This window comes from Agrobacterium genomosp. 13 str. CFBP 6927 (genome assembly GCA_900012615.1).
Lineage (GTDB): Bacteria > Pseudomonadota > Alphaproteobacteria > Rhizobiales > Rhizobiaceae > Agrobacterium.
Window position 1 is genome coordinate 228,334 of record LT009756.1, and the last position, 14,816, is coordinate 243,149.

The following is a 14,816-nucleotide window of genomic DNA, read 5'->3' on the forward strand; positions in this document are numbered from 1 at the left end:
TTTTTACGATTGGTTGTCATGATCGGCATTTGCCGGAAAACTTTTTCAGTTTCGCTTCATCAAGACGCTATAAGAGCTTGGCTACTTTAAAACAAGTTTAACGCAATTGCTTTCCATTGCCGCTTTCCCCTGAAAAAAAGGATACCTCATGGGTGACCAATCGATCATCAGCGCGCTTTTGCTGGGCATTATCGAGGGTCTGACGGAGTTCATTCCCGTTTCCTCAACGGCGCATGTCCTGCTGGCCGGCCATTTCCTTGGCTTCAAATCGCCGGGCAACACCTTTGCCGTCCTCATCCAGCTTGGCGCGATCCTTGCCATCCTTCTTGTGTATTTTCAAAAGCTTGTGTCGATCGCGCTCGCTTTGCCGACAAGTGCCAAGGCGCGCCGTTTCGTGCTGGCCGTCGCTCTCGCCTTCCTGCCGGCAGCGGTTATCGGGGCGCTGGCGCATGATTTCATCAAGACCGTGCTGTTCGAAACGCCGATGCTCATCTGCGTCGTCCTGATTATCGGCGGCGTCATATTGCTCGCGGTGGACCGGATGCCGCTGAAACCGAAATATACCGACATCATGGACTATCCGCCGTCGCTTGCCTTCAAGATCGGTCTCTTCCAGTGCCTTGCCATGATTCCCGGCACGTCCCGGTCCGGGGCCACGATCGTCGGATCGCTGCTGATGGGCACCGACAAGCGCTCCGCCGCCGAATTTTCGTTTTTCCTGGCGATGCCGACCATGCTCGGCGCTTTTACTCTCGATCTCTACAAGAACCGCGACGCACTGAGTTTCGATGATGGCGCGCTGATTGCCGTCGGCTTCATCGCCGCATTCGTCTCCGGCCTCTTCGTCGTTCGCTCGTTGCTGGACTTCGTCTCGCGACGGGGTTTTGCGCCTTTTGCCTGGTGGCGCATCGTCATCGGTTCGCTCGGCCTAATCGCACTTCTGGTCTTCGGTTGAGCCGATTTTAGAAATAGCCGGCCATTTTGAATGGCCGGACTGAAAACGAAAAAGCGCCCCGGAGAACCGGAGGCGCTTTTTCTTTGAAACTCTCAAAGGCCGATCAGTTGGTGCTGATCGAAGCCGTTGCGCAGGGGTCGACGCCATAAGCGGGAGCGCAACCGCTTTTGCCCGCTGCAACCGTTCCCGGCGCCATGAAAGAACCCGCCAGAACCACCAAAGCCGCACACGCAAAAAAGAGTGCGATAGATCTGCCCATTTTATTATTGCCTTTCAGACGTTCGTTCGCGCGGATTACGCCGCCGTGTGTGAAGTGAGGGTTCTGGATATGTTTGGAATGTGGCCATTATCAATAAAGCGGCTTGCTGAATACCGGGTTAATGCGAAGTCTTTTCCACAGTTGCGCTTGTGCCACGCTTGCGTGTGGAGGTCAGATGGCCGCTAAATTTTACCCGGCTTTTCAAAGCAGCTTTAGTCGATAGTACACATCCCCTTCAGTTGAGGGGGAAATGCACAAATAGCGGTTTGGTTGCGATTGAATTGCGCAAAAACAAAAAGCGGGAATGGCTCTCGCTTTCGTTTAGATCGCTGGCATCGGAGGGAGCCTCAGGCCGCCTTGCCTGCGTTTGAGAACTGGCCGTGTGGGCGATATTGCACCATGTAGGACGGCAGGACGGAAGCGACACGAACAGGTGTAATGCCGATACCTTCCAGCGTCAGGCCGCTCTTTTCCGCGTCTGCGGAAACGACATTGTCCTTTTTCAGCATGGTTACCTGGTCAACCGTCAGCGGCGGTGCGATGAGCGGTACCAGCGATGTGACCTTGGCGATCGTCGAGGCAATGCCGAAAGGCAGATTGACGAAAGGACGCTGGCGATAGGTTGCAGCGAGAACCGCCTCGAGACAGTCACGGAATGTCATCACATCCTGACCGCCGAGTTCGTAGATGGCGCCGGGCTTCAGCTTGCCATCGACGCTGCGGGCGACGGCCTCGGCGACATCCTCGACATAGACCGGCTGGAACTTTGTTTTTCCCTCGCCGATCAACGGCAGGAAGGGTAGGCCACGCGCCATCTTGGCGAATTTGTTGAAGAAATCGTCTTCAGGGCCAAAAATGATCGATGGACGCAGGATAACCGCGCCGGGCAGGATGGAATGAATGGCAGCTTCGGCGCGGCCTTTGGTGCGGCCGTAACCGGTCGGCGAGCCCGCTTCCGCGCCGATAGCGGAGATATGCGTCAGCGTGGCGCCTGCATCGCGGGCGGCTTCGGCAATGGCCTTCGCACCGAATTCCTGCACGGAGTCGAAAGTGTTGCGGCCGCTTTCAGTCAGAATGCCGACGCAATTGACCACATGGTCGGCGTCTTCGACGGCTTTGACGATGGAATCGCGATAACGCAGGTTGGCCTGTGCAAAGGAAATCTGGCCGACATTGCCGAGCGGCTGCAGGAAGCCGGCAAGATCGGGACGGCGCACGGCGACACGGATGCGATAACCGCGCTTTGCGAGCATTCTCACGACATGGCGCCCGACAAAACCCGAACCGCCGAAAACGGTGACGAGGGGTGGAAGGTTGGCCAAGGTCATGGGAGGCTCCTCAGAAGCTGTCGATAAAGCGTTTTTCAGTCTCTTAGCCCAAAGCCGGGCGCAGGTGAAGAGACGTTGTCGTGCAGCCCGGGTCTAGTTTTGGGGCCGGTTTTGGAAATGCGGTTGACGACCGTCAAATTCCCTCGACGATCATCATCTCCGCATCCGCAATTTCCTGGCGGATTTTGGCAGCAGCCTGGTATTCGGGCGAATTGTAGCAATCGATGGCGTGTTGCACGGAGGGGAACTCGATGATGACATTGCGCGCACGCGCCTTGCCTTCCAGTTCGGTCAAGGCGCCGCCACGGGCCAGGAAATTGGCGCCGAACCGCTCGAAAGCGGGTTTCGCCGTCGTGACATAATCCTTGTAGCGCTCGCTGTCGCGCACATCGACGCGGGCGATCCAATATCCCTTGGGCATGTCATCTCCTTCTGTCGTTATTGATTGGCCGGAAAGCTGGCGCGCAGCATGTCATCCAGAATGGCGCGGGCTGCCGCCTTCGGGTCCTCCGCCCTGACGATCGGGCGGGCGACGACCAGATGGCTCGAACCGGCCTTGATGGCGTCGTAAGGCGTCATCACCCGCTTCTGATCGCCGAGATCCGCGCCGGCAGGGCGAATGCCGGGGGTTACAACGGCAAGATCAGGGCCGAGGATTTCACGCACGGCGGTCGATTCCTCCGCCGAACAGACGATGCCGCCCATGCCCGCTTCGCGCGCCTGTTGCGCCCGGCGCAATACGAGCGAACGGGCATCCGCGGCGTAACCGGCTTCAGCAAGGTCGGTGTCGTCCATCGAAGTCAGCACGGTGACACCCAGCAGGCAGAGGCCGGAGCCTTCGGCAGCCTTGACAGCGGCGCGCATCGCTTTGGGATAGGCATGCAGGGTCAGCATCGACATGCCCATACGGGCGATGTTTTCGACGCCGGAGGCGACCGTATTGTCGATATCGAGCAGCTTCATGTCGAGAAAGACTTTCTTGCCACTCTGGGCAAGGTCGCGGGCAAATTCGAGACCGCCGGCGAATACCAGCTGATAGCCGATCTTGTAGAACAGAACCTCGTCGCCGATTTTTGACACGATGTCTTCGGCCTGCTGCACAGTCGGAACATCGAGCCCGACGATGAGTTTTTCGCGCGCGGTCATTGTCTTATCCCTGCCATGTTTCCATTGCCGTCCAGTCGCATGTGGGGGACGCGGCTGCAAGAGAAAAGTCGGCGATGGAAAAGCGGAAAAGATTACCGCCGCCGGGCGGCTGGTCCTTGCTGCGGCTGATGCCGCGGCCTTCTATATGGCATTTGAGAAGTGTGCCCACGCCACCATGGCCGACAAAGGCGATTGGTTGCTGCAGGTCGTGCCGGTCGAGAACGGCTCTGACAGCATCGACAATCCGCGCTTGCGCATCGATTGCCCTTTCCCAGCCGTGAAAACTTTCCTGCGGATGGGCGAAGAACCAGTCAGCCGCTTTCTCGAACTCTGGCGGTGGCAGGAAACCGGTGGCCGACCGGTCGTTTTCATGCATCGTCTCAATGATGTCTATTGCCGCACCGGATCTATCGGAAAGGATGCGGGCGGTTTCGATCGCCTTGGTTTCGGCACTGGAGACGATGCGCCGCAACGCCTGCGCCCAGGGCAGGCGGCTCGCCTCCCGCACCCGCTCGGCACCGATGTCAGAAAGTCCCCACTCGGGAACGGGAACCGCCGGATCGATCCTGACCTGGGGATGGGTGATGTAGAGCGCATGCATCAAAATCGGTCCTTGATGGCGATGGAAAGGGTAACTCAAAACCCTAACCATCCGTCACGACCGGGAAATGACGGTCTTGCCCATTCTGCCGCGTGGTCAGGCCCGCGTATAGGTCCACAATTGCGCCGGCGGAATATTGCGCACGATGAAATCGAAATGGCGGATATGGTAGAGATGCGGCTGCGCGACGATCGGGGAAATGGCGCCGTAGGATATCTGCACGACGGGGCGGCCATGCGGCACGCGCTTCAGCAATTCGTCGAGAAGCTTGATGCGGGCGGCCATCGGGAAATTCAGCATCGGCACGGCGGAAATCACGCTGTCGAACATCTGCCCCTTGTGCTCGCCGAGTGTCGCATCGAGATCGAAGGCGTCGCCATTGACGAAATTGACGCCGGGATAGCTTCTGAGCAGCTGATTGTAGAAATCGGTCGAATATTCAATGGCGGTCAGGTTCTCCGGTTTGATGCCGCGCGCCAGAATAGCCTTGGTGATGACGCCGGTGCCCGGGCCGAGCTCAAGAACCGGCAGGCCGGAATGGGGATTGATGACGCTCGCCATTTTTTTTGCCGTGATGGAGGAGGTCGGAACGATGGCTCCCACTTTTTTCGGCTGGCTGACCATGCCCTTGAAAAAACGGATTTCTTCCTCGAATTTCTGTTCAAGGCGTCGCTTCAGGTTAAGTGCCATAATTCCCCTCGGATAAATTTTGGTCATTGTCAAAAAACGGTTACGTACTGTTGATCCCATTTGGCGCAAAAACAAGGCAAAATGTCGTAACTGGAAAAATTCACTTAAGGTTTGAAATGCGCAGCCGCCGAATCAAAAAACGCCGGTGAAGCGATCCACCGGCGTTTTTGATTAAATTGAAAAAAATGGAGGCGGTTTAGACGCGCATCGGCATCAGAACGTAAAGCGCATCGTCACCGGCCGTGTCGCGAACGAGCGTCGGCGAGCCGGCATCCGCCAGAAGGAAAATCGCGTCGTCGCCGGATAGCTGCGAGGTGATGTCGAGGAGATATTTGGCATTGAAGCCGATTTCCATCGAATCATTATCGTAGCCCACAGCCACTTCTTCGGTTGCGCTGCCCGAGTCGGGATTGTTGACCGTCAGCGTCAGCTGGCCATCTGTCAGCGCCAGTTTCACGGCGCGGCCGCGCTCGGAAGAAATGGTCGACACGCGGTCGACAGCCTGCGCGAAGGTCTGGCAATCCACGCGCATTTCCTTGTCGTTGCCGGTGGGGATGACGCGCTGATAGTCGGGGAAGGTGCCGTCGATCAGCTTCGAGGTCAAAACGACCGAGCCGATGGTCAGGCGGATTTTCGCATCCGAGACTTCAACGGTGACTTCCAGTTCAGGATTGTCCATCAGCTTCTGCAATTCGCCGACGGTCTTGCGCGGAATGATGATGCCAGGCATGCCCTCCGAACCGGAGGGCGCATCCACATCGGCGCGCGCCAGACGGTGGCCGTCCGTCGCAACCGCGCGCAGCTTCAGCTCGCCATTGCTTTCGATGGTGTGGAAGAAAATGCCGTTCAGGTAATAACGCGTCTCTTCCGTCGAAATCGCAAATTGCGTCCGGTCGATCAGCATCTTCAGATCGGTCGCCTTCAGTTTGAAAGTGTGGCTGAAGGTGCCGGCGGTCAGATCCGGGAAATCGGTTTCCGGCAGGCACTGCAGCGAGAATTTCGAACGACCGGAGGCAACCGTCATCGTGGAGCCGTCAGGATTGGTCGCCAGAAGCACTTCGGAACCATCAGGCAGCTTGCGCACGATTTCATAAAGCAGGTGCGCCGGCACGGTGGTGGCGCCCGCCTGCTCAACCATGGCCGGTGTCGCTTCGGTGATTTCGAGATCGAGGTCGGTCGCCTTCATGTCCAGATTGGCGCCGGATGCGCGCAGGAGAACGTTGGACAGGATCGGGATCGTGTTGCGACGCTCGACAACCCTGTGGACGTGGTTCAGCGATTTAAGAAGGTTCGACCGCTCAAGAGTAATACGCATGGACGCTACCGCTTTCAACCGTTGCGAACCGGCCACCGCCGGATCGGCAAGAAGAGTCTTGACCGGCCCAAAAGCCGGATAATGTGGACGGGCAAAATGGCAGAGTTATTGCAGAAAATGCAAGAGCCGAGTGCATCTGCTGGAGGTCATTTTGCTGCTATACAGCATGATCCACAGGTTGCGGCAGCCCGCAGACCTTGTTCGCCGCTTCCCTATTGCCCATAAAGGGGCGAAAATGGAGCGACCGGCCTTCAATGATCGGCCAGAATGATTGGAAGCCGCGTGACGGAAGAAATAGCGAACAGGGACCCCAAACCGACAAACAGGGAGTTCAGGATCGGCACGGCCACCATTCCGGCGCGGCCGCTGGAGCCGGCGCTTTATCTCGTGGCCACCCCCATCGGCAATCTGGGTGATATCACCATCCGGGCGCTGGAAACGCTGGCATCCGCCGATGTTCTCGCCTGCGAGGATACCCGCGTCACCCGCATCCTGCTCGAACGTTACGGTATTCGCACGCGCCCGCTTTCCTATCATGAGCATAATGCGAAAGAGGCTGGTCCCAAGCTCATCGCGGCGCTTGAGGCTGGAAAGTCCGTGGCATTGGTGTCGGACGCCGGAACGCCGCTCGTCTCCGATCCCGGTTATCGTCTCGGTCAGCTTGCGCTCGAGGCCGGTCATCGCGTCGTACCGGTGCCGGGTGCGTCCGCACCGCTTGCCGCCCTCGTCGGATCGGGCATGCCGAGCGATGCCTTTCTGTTCGCGGGCTTCCTGCCGGTGAAGGATCGTGGCAAGCGCGACCGATTTGCGGAACTTGCGAAAATTCCCGCGACCTTGATGTTTTTTGAATCGCCGCACCGCATCGGCGCCACCGTCAGGGTTGCCTCGGAAGTGCTCGGTCGCGACCGTCGCGCCGTGGTCTGCCGCGAATTGACCAAGACTTTCGAGGAGTTCCGTCGTGGCACGCTCGGCGAACTTGCAGATTATTATGACGGCGACCGCGTGGTGAAGGGCGAGATCGTGCTTTTGGTGGAGCCGCCCTCCTACGATGAAATTCCCGATATCGAAGACGTTGAGAAGCTGTTGAAGGATCTCGTCACAACGATGCCTGCCGCCAGGGCCGCCGCCGAGGCGTCGAAGCTGACCGGCCTGCCGCGCAAGGAGCTTTATCAGCGGCTGCTGGATATGAAGGACGCGGATGGCCGCTGACGGGCGAAACAACAAAAGACGCGAGGCCGAGCGACGCGGCCACGCCGCGGAATATTGGGCCGCGCTTTATCTGCTGTTGAGAGGCTATCGTATCCTCGCCATTCGATACCGCACCCGACTTGGGGAAATCGATCTAATTGCCCGCAAGAAGGATGTCGTCGCCATCGTCGAGGTCAAGGCGCGATCATCCGCCGAAGGCGCGGTCGACGCCGTCGGCTGGCGTTCGCAGCAACGCATCCGCGCGGCGGCCGATCTCTGGCTGTCCCGGCGCAGGGATGCAGGGCGATTTTCGCTGCGTTTCGATATCGTCGCCGTTCTGCCGCGACGCCTGCCGCAGCATTTCATCGATGCATTTTGAAGGGGAGGGACAATGATGCCGACCGAGCGGGAAAAAATGGCCGCGGGCGAATGGTACAGCTGCATGGACGCCGAACTGGATGTGTTGCGTTCCCGCGCCCGGCGCGCGGTTCACCAGCATAATACCATGCCGCCGGATGAGCGCGGAGCCATGGCGCCATTGCTGGGGGCGCTTTTCGCCGCCAGCGGGGAAGGGGTATTTATTGAAGCGCCGTTTCATTGTGCCTACGGCTTCAACATCACCCTTGGTAAAAACGTCTACCTCAATACCGGCTGCACGATCCTGGATTCGGCAAAGGTGACGATAGGCGATGGCTCGATGCTGGGACCCGCCGTGCAGATCTATTGCGCCGAGCACCATCTGGACCCGGTTCCGCGTTCGCAGGGCATTGAAATCGCAAAGCCGGTGACGATCGGCCGTGATGTCTGGATCGGCGGCGGAGCGATCCTTCTTGCGGGCGTCACCATCGGCGACGGCGCAATCGTCGGTGCCGGTTCGGTGGTAACCAGGGATGTGCTGCCGGGCACGACCGTGGTGGGAAATCCGGCCCGTCCGATAAAGCGCAGGGACCCGTGAGGCACGCGTTTTTGAGGGAGCGGCCTCCATTCGCAGGCGCTGTAACAAATCTGACATCAAACTGTTAAAGAGGCGTCATGGAACGTCTCTATTCGCATCCTCACCCCACTAACTGGCGGAGAGGACAAAATTATGTTGAAGAAGATTTCCATGGCCGCGGTGGCCGTCAGCATTTCGGCTACATCTTCCATGGCGGCGACCAACATCACCTGGTGGCACGGCATGGGCGGCCGCAACGGCGAAGTCATCAACGAAGTCGCCCAGAAGTTCAACGAAGCCCAGAAGGAATGCGCGCTGACGCCGGTTTCCAAGGGCTCCTACGAAGAAGCACTGGCAAGCGGCATCGCCGCCTTCCGTTCGGGCGAACAGCCGAACATTCTCCAGGTTTTCGATGCTGGCGCTGCCACCATCATCAACGCCAAGGGCGCTGTCATTCCCGCGGAAGACCTCATCAACAAGGCCGGCTACAAGTTCGACCGTGACGCCTTCATCAACGGCGTGCGTTATTTCTACGCTGCTGCTGACGGCAAGTTCGTCGGCATGCCGTTCAACTCTTCCGCGCCGATCATGTATGTCAACGACGAAGCCCTGAAAAAGGCCGGCGTCGAAGCTCCGAAGACCTGGGAAGACTTTGAAAAGGTCGCTCCGAAGCTGAAGGAAGCCGGTTACATCCCGCTCGTCCAGTCGCAGCTGACCTGGCAGTTCACGGAGAACTTCTTCTCCCGCAACAATATCCAGTTCGCAACCAACAATAACGGTTACGACAGCGTTGCCGACACCAAGCTCAAGGTCACCGACCCGAACCTCGTCATGATGTTCGACAAGCTGAAGGACTGGAAGGACAAGGGCCTGTTCGCTTATTACGGCGCTGGCTGGAACGACAACCAGAAGCCCTTCGAAGAAGGCAAGGTTGCTTTCTGGATCGGTTCTTCGGGTTCGTTCGGCGGCCTGCAGAAGACGGCGACCATGCCGTTCTCGGCAACCTTCCTTCCCTACTGGGGCTCCATCAAGGGTGCCGGCACCAACTCCTTCATCGGCGGTGCAGCCCTCTTTGCAATGTCGGGCAAGTCCGAAGCCGAAAACAAGTGCGTGGCTGACTTCTTCCAGTTCCTGACCTCGCCGGAAATCCAGGTCTTCTACCACAAGGCTACCGGTTACGTCGCCATCACCAAGGCTGCTTACGAAAAGGCCAAGGCTGAAGGTTTCTACAAGGAAAAGCCGATTGCCGAAGTTGGTATCCAGCAGCTGTCGCTGCCGGGCGGCGAATGGTCCAAGGGTTACCGTCTCGGTTTCTACCCGCAGATCCGCGCCATCATGGAACGTGAATACAACCGCATCTTCTCCGGCGAAGTCACGCCGAAGGACGCCTTCGACATCATCGAGAAGGAAGGCAATGACCTTCTGGCCCGTTTCGCCAAGACGGCCGGCTGATCGATCTTTTCGAAACCAATGATCGTTGTCGAGCCTCCTTTCCAACGGAAGGGAGGCTCGCTTCTGGATAAGGAGGCGCAAGCGTGGCCTATACATCGTCTCAACCGCGTCTGGCCCGGTTTTTGTCCGGCCGGTCCGCAAAGGCTGGAAAACCCGTCAGCGCCGCCGAAGCCGGCATGAAGCGCGTACAGTTCTCCTCGTCCTTCGTGCCCTATCTGTTTCTGGCGCCGCAACTGGCGGTGATTTTCATCTTCTTTTACTGGCCTTCCGTTCAGGCCGTGCATTCATCGTTCTATATTGAAGACCCCTTCGGCTTCGGCGCCTCTTTTGTCGGGTTTGCCAATTATTCGGACGCGATATTCAATCCGGAATATCTCAGCATCGCCAAGTTCACGGTCATCTTCACCGTGCTGGTGACCTTCTTCTCGCTGGCGCTTGGCCTGCTGCTAGCCGTCAAGGCCGATGCCGTCATTCGCGGCAGTTCGACCTACAAGACGGTGCTTATTTCCGTCTATGCCATTGCGCCGCCGGTCGCGGGCCTCATCGGCATGATGTTCTTCGACCAGCATATCGGGCCTTTCGTCAAGATGGCCGCGATGCTCGGTTGGGACATGAAGGTCGGGCTCAATTATTTCGATACGGCTTTCGCCATGGTGGTCGTCGCTGTCTGGAAGCAGATTCCTTACAATTTCATCTTTTTCCTGTCCGGCTTGCAGGGTGTCTCCGTCGCCGTGCGTGAGGCTGCCGCCATCGACTGCCGCTCGGGTTTTCGCCGGTTCTGGACGGTCATCATGCCGTTGCTGGCACCCACCGCCTTCTTCCTGCTCATCATCAACATCACCTATTCCCTGTTCGATACGTTCGGTGTCATCGACGTGATGGTGAAGGACAAGGCGGCCAACAACCCGATCACCCTGGTCTACAAGGTGTTTCTCGACGGTTTCCGCGGCAATGACATCGGCGGCTCCTCGGCCCAGTCCGTCATCCTGATGCTGGTCGTTTTCGTCCTCACCATCATCCAGTTCCGCTTCATCGAGAAGCGCATCCACTACAATTGAGGGAAAAGACGATGTACAAGACAAAACCCCTCGATCACCTGGTGCTGATCATCGGCGCGCTGTTCCTGATCTTGCCGGTCGTCGTGGCCTTCATGACTTCCACCCATACAGCGGCGGAAATTCACCGCAGCGGCCTGACGCTGGTTCCCGGTGATAATTTCATCGAGACCTATGAAAAGGTCCTGACGCAGAAGGGTGGCTTCACCGGGCAGATCACCGGCATCAACATGGTGATCAACTCGCTCATCCTCGGCATCGGTTTTGCCGTCGGCAAGATTATCCTGTCGATGACGGCGGCCTATGCGATCGTCTATTTCCGCTTCCGTTTTGCAACGCTTGCCTTCTGGATCATTTTCACCACGCTGCTTCTGCCGCTCGAGGTGCGCATCATGCCGTCCTACGAGGTGATGAGCAAACTCGGGCTCCTGAACTCCTATACCGGGTTGATCGTGCCGCTTCTGGCGTCTGCGACAGGCACCTTTTATTTCCGGCAATTCTTCAAATCCATTCCGGAGGAACTGCTGGAAGCCGCCCGCATCGATGGTGCCGGTCCGGTCAAGTTCTTCATCGATGTCATCATTCCGCTTTCCCGTACCATGATGGCGGCGATCTTCATCATCATGTTCGTTTATGGCTGGAACCAGTATCTCTGGCCCATGCTGATGACGACGGATGAGAGTTTCTTCACCCTGATGCGCGGCATCAAGTCGATCCTGCAGGTCTGGGTCGGTTCGCAAATTCCCGATTATAACGAAGCTTTCGCGCTTGCCGTCCTGGCCATGCTGCCGCCTGTGCTGATCGTCGTGATCTTCCAGCGCTGGTTCATCAAGGGCCTCACCGAGAGCGATAAATAAGGAGACCGAAATGGCCGCGATAGAAATCAGTCAGGTCTGCAAGGATTATCATGGCGGCGTACGCGCCGTACATCACGTCGATATCGACATCAGGGACGGTGAGTTCATCGTTCTGGTCGGCCCCTCCGGCTGCGGCAAGTCCACGCTTCTGCGCATGGTGGCCGGCCTTGAGGATATCTCCGAAGGCACGGTCAAGATCGGTGACCGCTTGGTCAACCAGGTCGATCCGGCCGACCGGGATATCGCCATGGTGTTTCAGAACTATGCGCTTTACCCGCATATGTCGGTGCGGCAGAACCTGGAATACGGCTTGAAGAACCGCAAGACGCCGAAGGCGGAGATTGATGCGCGTGTTGCTGAGGCCGCCCGCATGCTGCAGCTCGAACCTTATCTTGACCGCAAGCCGCGTGCTCTTTCCGGCGGTCAGCGGCAGCGAGTCGCCATGGGTCGCGCCATTGTGCGCAAACCGGCGGCCTTCCTGTTCGATGAGCCTTTGTCCAACCTTGACGCCAAGCTGCGTGTTTCGATGCGCGGCGAGATCAAGCGCCTGCAGAAGCGCCTTGGCACAACCTCCATCTATGTCACCCATGACCAGCTGGAAGCCATGACCCTGGCCGATCGTCTGGTGGTGCTGAATGGTGGCCGCATCGAGCAGATCGGCGCGCCGCTCGAGGTTTATCACACCCCGGCTTCCACCTTCGTCGCGAGCTTCATCGGCTCTCCCGCCATGAACCTCCTGAACGGCGAGTTGCACGGGGATGGCCTTGCCATCGGGCCGTCGCTGGTCTCGCTTGGCGGTTTCGCGCCGACCTCCGGTCCGGTCACGGTCGGTATGCGGGCGGAAGATTTCCGTCTGGCGGCGGAAGGCGAGCAGGGTTTCGTGCTGCGCGTCGATTATATCGAGGAGCTCGGCTCCCAGCGTCTCATCCACGGTATGATCGGCGATCAGAACCTCACAGTGGCGTTTTCGCCCGAGGTTGAGGTTCCGGCTACCCTGTCGGTTGCCATATCCCCGGACAAGCTGCACTTCTTCTCCAGCGAAACCGGCAAGCGGATTTCCGGCAAGGCGGAGCAAGCTGTGGTGCAGCCGTCTGAACTGGCAACGGCCTGACTATATCGGGAGAAATCGGCGCGATGGCTAAAATTGCGCCGATTGTCAAAACCGGTTTGTTACGATCCCGGTGATAGAAGACCTCCAATATCTCACGGGGGTTTTCTGGCATGTCTTTCAAAATGATGTTCGCGACAGCGGCAACCATGGCGATCCGCTCGGTGCCGATATTGCCGGCCTCTTTGCGCCGGGCAAAAGACGAAAGTGTCGTCAGCGCATCGTGCACGGATTTGCGGCTTCAGCCGGCCCCCATCAACCCTGACTGGATTATTTCCGGTAATCCCCAGGCGCGCGCGGCGGATCACTCCAGAAGCGGCGACCGCGCCTCCAGTACCGCCATGTGGGATTGCACGGCGGGTGAATTCCGCTGGTTCTTCGGCTGGGACGAGACCGTCTATATTCTCGAAGGCGAGGTGCATGTGACCGCCGAAGACGGCTCGGTCAGCATCCTGCGGGTTGGCGATGTCGCATATTTCCGTGCGGGGACCTGGGCCACCTGGCGGGTGGATGAATATGTCCGCAAGGTCGCTTTCATGCGCCGCCCATTTCCCACGGCATTGGCTCTGGCTTACCGGGTCAAGAACAAGCTGTTTGCCGGTCGCTCCTACAAGCTCGCGGCCTGAAACGATAAAACCTTCCGGCCGACGAGCCTGCCGGGCTCCGTCGGCCGAATTGTGAAGGTTCAATAAAACTCACAAAAAGCACCCCTCGCAGCAGTTGCGTTTGAATGGTCGCTGCCCTACATCTTCAGGGTTTTCTGAAGCATTTCCGGGTCACTTCCGGTCCTGCCGGGAATCGGGAAAAGACGAGGCAATGGGCACGGTGGACCGGCAAAGCGTCCGCATGCTGCAAGAGGAACATGCGCATGGCGAAGATCAAAAACGTCGCGATCCAGATGGATCATGTCTCCGGCATCAACATCGCCGGTGACTCCACCTTCGCCATGAGCCTTGAGGCGCAGGCACGCGGATACCGGCTGTTCCACTACACGCCTGACCGTCTCTCCATGCGCGACGGCAAGATTTACGCCACCGTCGAACAGATGGAGCTGCGCGACATCAAGGGGGACCATTTCTCGCTTTCCGCGCCGGAGCGTGTCGATCTCTCGACCATGGATGTCATCCATCTGCGTCAGGATCCGCCATTCGACATGGCCTACATCACCTCGACCCACCTGCTGGAACGCATTCATCCGAAAACGCTGGTGGTCAACGATCCCGCTTGGGTCCGCAACTCGCCGGAAAAGATTTTCGTCACCGAATTCGCCGATCTGATGCCGAAAACGCTGATCACCAAGGACGTCGCCGAGATCGCCAGATTCCGCAATGAAATGGGCGATATCATCCTCAAGCCCCTTTACGGCAATGGTGGTGCCGGCGTCTTCCATTCGGCACGCGATGACCGCAATTTCTCCTCGCTGCTGGAAATGTTCGGCCAGATGTTCCGCGAGCCTTACATCGCCCAGCAATATCTTCCCGATGTTCGCAAGGGCGACAAGCGTATCCTGCTGGTGGATGGCGAGCCGGTTGGCGCAATCAACCGCGTGCCGGCGGAAAATGATGCCCGCTCCAACATGCATGCCGGCGGCCGCCCGGAACCGACGGAACTGACAGCGCGCGAAAAGGAAATCTGCCGCCGCATCGGTCCTGCCCTGCGCGAGCGTGGTTTCCTGTTTGTCGGCATCGATGTGATTGGCGATTATATGACGGAAATCAACGTCACCTCGCCGACCGGCATTCGCGAAGTGCAAAAATTCGGCGGTGCCGATGTTGCAAGCCTGTTGTGGGACGCGATCGAGAAAAAGCGCGAAGCGCAGGATTTCTGAGGCGCGCCACCGGCCTCCCTTTGTTCCATGCGTACAACTCGGTGCAACTAAAATACACCGATCGCGTGAAATTGTTCCTTCGATGTTCTTGTTTTATTCT

The 14,816-nt window shown here is 58.3% G+C and carries 16 protein-coding genes; 10 read left to right on the forward strand and 6 right to left on the reverse strand.

Annotated elements, in window-relative coordinates; translation table 11 throughout:
- Window positions 1–148: 148 nt before the first annotated feature.
- Window positions 149–955 carry an undecaprenyl-diphosphate phosphatase gene (locus AGR13A_RS01150; protein ID WP_052820219.1) on the forward strand — a complete coding sequence of 269 codons (807 nt, stop codon included), beginning with the start codon at window positions 149–151 and terminating at the stop codon, window positions 953–955.
- A gap of 606 nt (window positions 956–1,561) precedes the next feature.
- On the opposite strand, the gene AGR13A_RS01160 is transcribed toward AGR13A_RS01150, so the two are convergent.
- The 6 genes from AGR13A_RS01160 to dnaN all read right to left on the reverse strand — a co-directional run bounded on the left by AGR13A_RS01160 (window position 1,562) and on the right by dnaN (window position 6,294).
- Window positions 1,562–2,542 (reverse strand): complex I NDUFA9 subunit family protein, encoded by a 981-nt coding sequence (locus tag AGR13A_RS01160; RefSeq protein ID WP_080833233.1) that lies wholly within the window; start codon window positions 2,540–2,542, stop codon window positions 1,562–1,564.
- 133 nt (window positions 2,543–2,675) lie between these two features.
- Complete coding sequence (locus AGR13A_RS01165) at window positions 2,676–2,963, reverse strand: DUF1330 domain-containing protein (protein ID WP_006310144.1); 288 nt, start codon at window positions 2,961–2,963, stop codon at window positions 2,676–2,678.
- A 17-nt stretch (window positions 2,964–2,980) separates the two neighbouring features.
- Window positions 2,981–3,688, reverse strand: coding sequence for an orotidine-5'-phosphate decarboxylase (gene pyrF / locus AGR13A_RS01170; RefSeq protein ID WP_080833235.1), 708 nt, complete (start codon window positions 3,686–3,688; stop codon window positions 2,981–2,983).
- A gap of 4 nt (window positions 3,689–3,692) precedes the next feature.
- Window positions 3,693–4,289 (reverse strand): histidine phosphatase family protein, encoded by a 597-nt coding sequence (locus AGR13A_RS01175; protein ID WP_035219300.1) that lies wholly within the window; start codon window positions 4,287–4,289, stop codon window positions 3,693–3,695.
- A gap of 96 nt (window positions 4,290–4,385) precedes the next feature.
- Complete coding sequence (gene pmtA / locus AGR13A_RS01180; protein WP_035219859.1) at window positions 4,386–4,979, reverse strand: phospholipid N-methyltransferase PmtA; 594 nt, start codon at window positions 4,977–4,979, stop codon at window positions 4,386–4,388.
- A 196-nt stretch (window positions 4,980–5,175) separates the two neighbouring features.
- Window positions 5,176–6,294: a DNA polymerase III subunit beta gene (gene dnaN, locus AGR13A_RS01185; RefSeq protein WP_035219299.1), complete on the reverse strand. Its 1,119-nt coding sequence runs from the start codon at window positions 6,292–6,294 to the stop codon at window positions 5,176–5,178.
- Between the two features lie 267 nt (window positions 6,295–6,561).
- Here dnaN and rsmI point away from each other — a divergent pair, with 267 nt between their 5' ends.
- The 9 genes from rsmI (at window position 6,562) to gshB (ending at window position 14,716) form a co-directional block, all read left to right on the forward strand.
- A complete protein-coding gene (gene rsmI / locus AGR13A_RS01190) occupies window positions 6,562–7,503 on the forward strand; it encodes a 16S rRNA (cytidine(1402)-2'-O)-methyltransferase (RefSeq protein ID WP_080833237.1) in 942 nt (313 codons plus the stop codon).
- A complete protein-coding gene (locus AGR13A_RS01195) occupies window positions 7,493–7,861 on the forward strand; it encodes a YraN family protein (protein WP_080833239.1) in 369 nt (122 codons plus the stop codon). Before rsmI ends, AGR13A_RS01195 begins: the two co-directional genes overlap by 11 nt.
- Window positions 7,862–7,876: 15 nt before the next feature.
- Window positions 7,877–8,437, forward strand: a complete 561-nt coding sequence (locus tag AGR13A_RS01200) for a sugar O-acetyltransferase (RefSeq protein ID WP_080836411.1) — start codon at window positions 7,877–7,879, stop codon at window positions 8,435–8,437.
- A gap of 132 nt (window positions 8,438–8,569) precedes the next feature.
- Window positions 8,570–9,868 carry an extracellular solute-binding protein gene (locus AGR13A_RS01205; RefSeq protein ID WP_035219290.1) on the forward strand — a complete coding sequence of 433 codons (1,299 nt, stop codon included), beginning with the start codon at window positions 8,570–8,572 and terminating at the stop codon, window positions 9,866–9,868.
- A gap of 83 nt (window positions 9,869–9,951) precedes the next feature.
- Complete coding sequence (locus AGR13A_RS01210) at window positions 9,952–10,926, forward strand: ABC transporter permease subunit (protein WP_175414386.1); 975 nt, start codon at window positions 9,952–9,954, stop codon at window positions 10,924–10,926.
- Between the two features lie 11 nt (window positions 10,927–10,937).
- On the forward strand, window positions 10,938–11,780 hold the full coding sequence (gene ugpE / locus AGR13A_RS01215; RefSeq protein WP_035219289.1) for a sn-glycerol-3-phosphate ABC transporter permease UgpE: 843 nt from the start codon (window positions 10,938–10,940) through the stop codon (window positions 11,778–11,780).
- A 10-nt stretch (window positions 11,781–11,790) separates the two neighbouring features.
- Complete coding sequence (locus AGR13A_RS01220; RefSeq protein WP_035219288.1) at window positions 11,791–12,891, forward strand: sn-glycerol-3-phosphate import ATP-binding protein UgpC; 1,101 nt, start codon at window positions 11,791–11,793, stop codon at window positions 12,889–12,891.
- 110 nt (window positions 12,892–13,001) lie between these two features.
- The gene (locus AGR13A_RS01225; RefSeq protein WP_035219285.1) at window positions 13,002–13,514 is read left to right on the forward strand and encodes a cupin domain-containing protein; all 513 of its coding nucleotides are present in this window, start codon (window positions 13,002–13,004) and stop codon (window positions 13,512–13,514) included.
- A gap of 242 nt (window positions 13,515–13,756) precedes the next feature.
- Window positions 13,757–14,716: a glutathione synthase gene (gshB, locus tag AGR13A_RS01230; RefSeq protein ID WP_080836412.1), complete on the forward strand. Its 960-nt coding sequence runs from the start codon at window positions 13,757–13,759 to the stop codon at window positions 14,714–14,716.
- Window positions 14,717–14,816 lie beyond the last annotated feature (100 nt).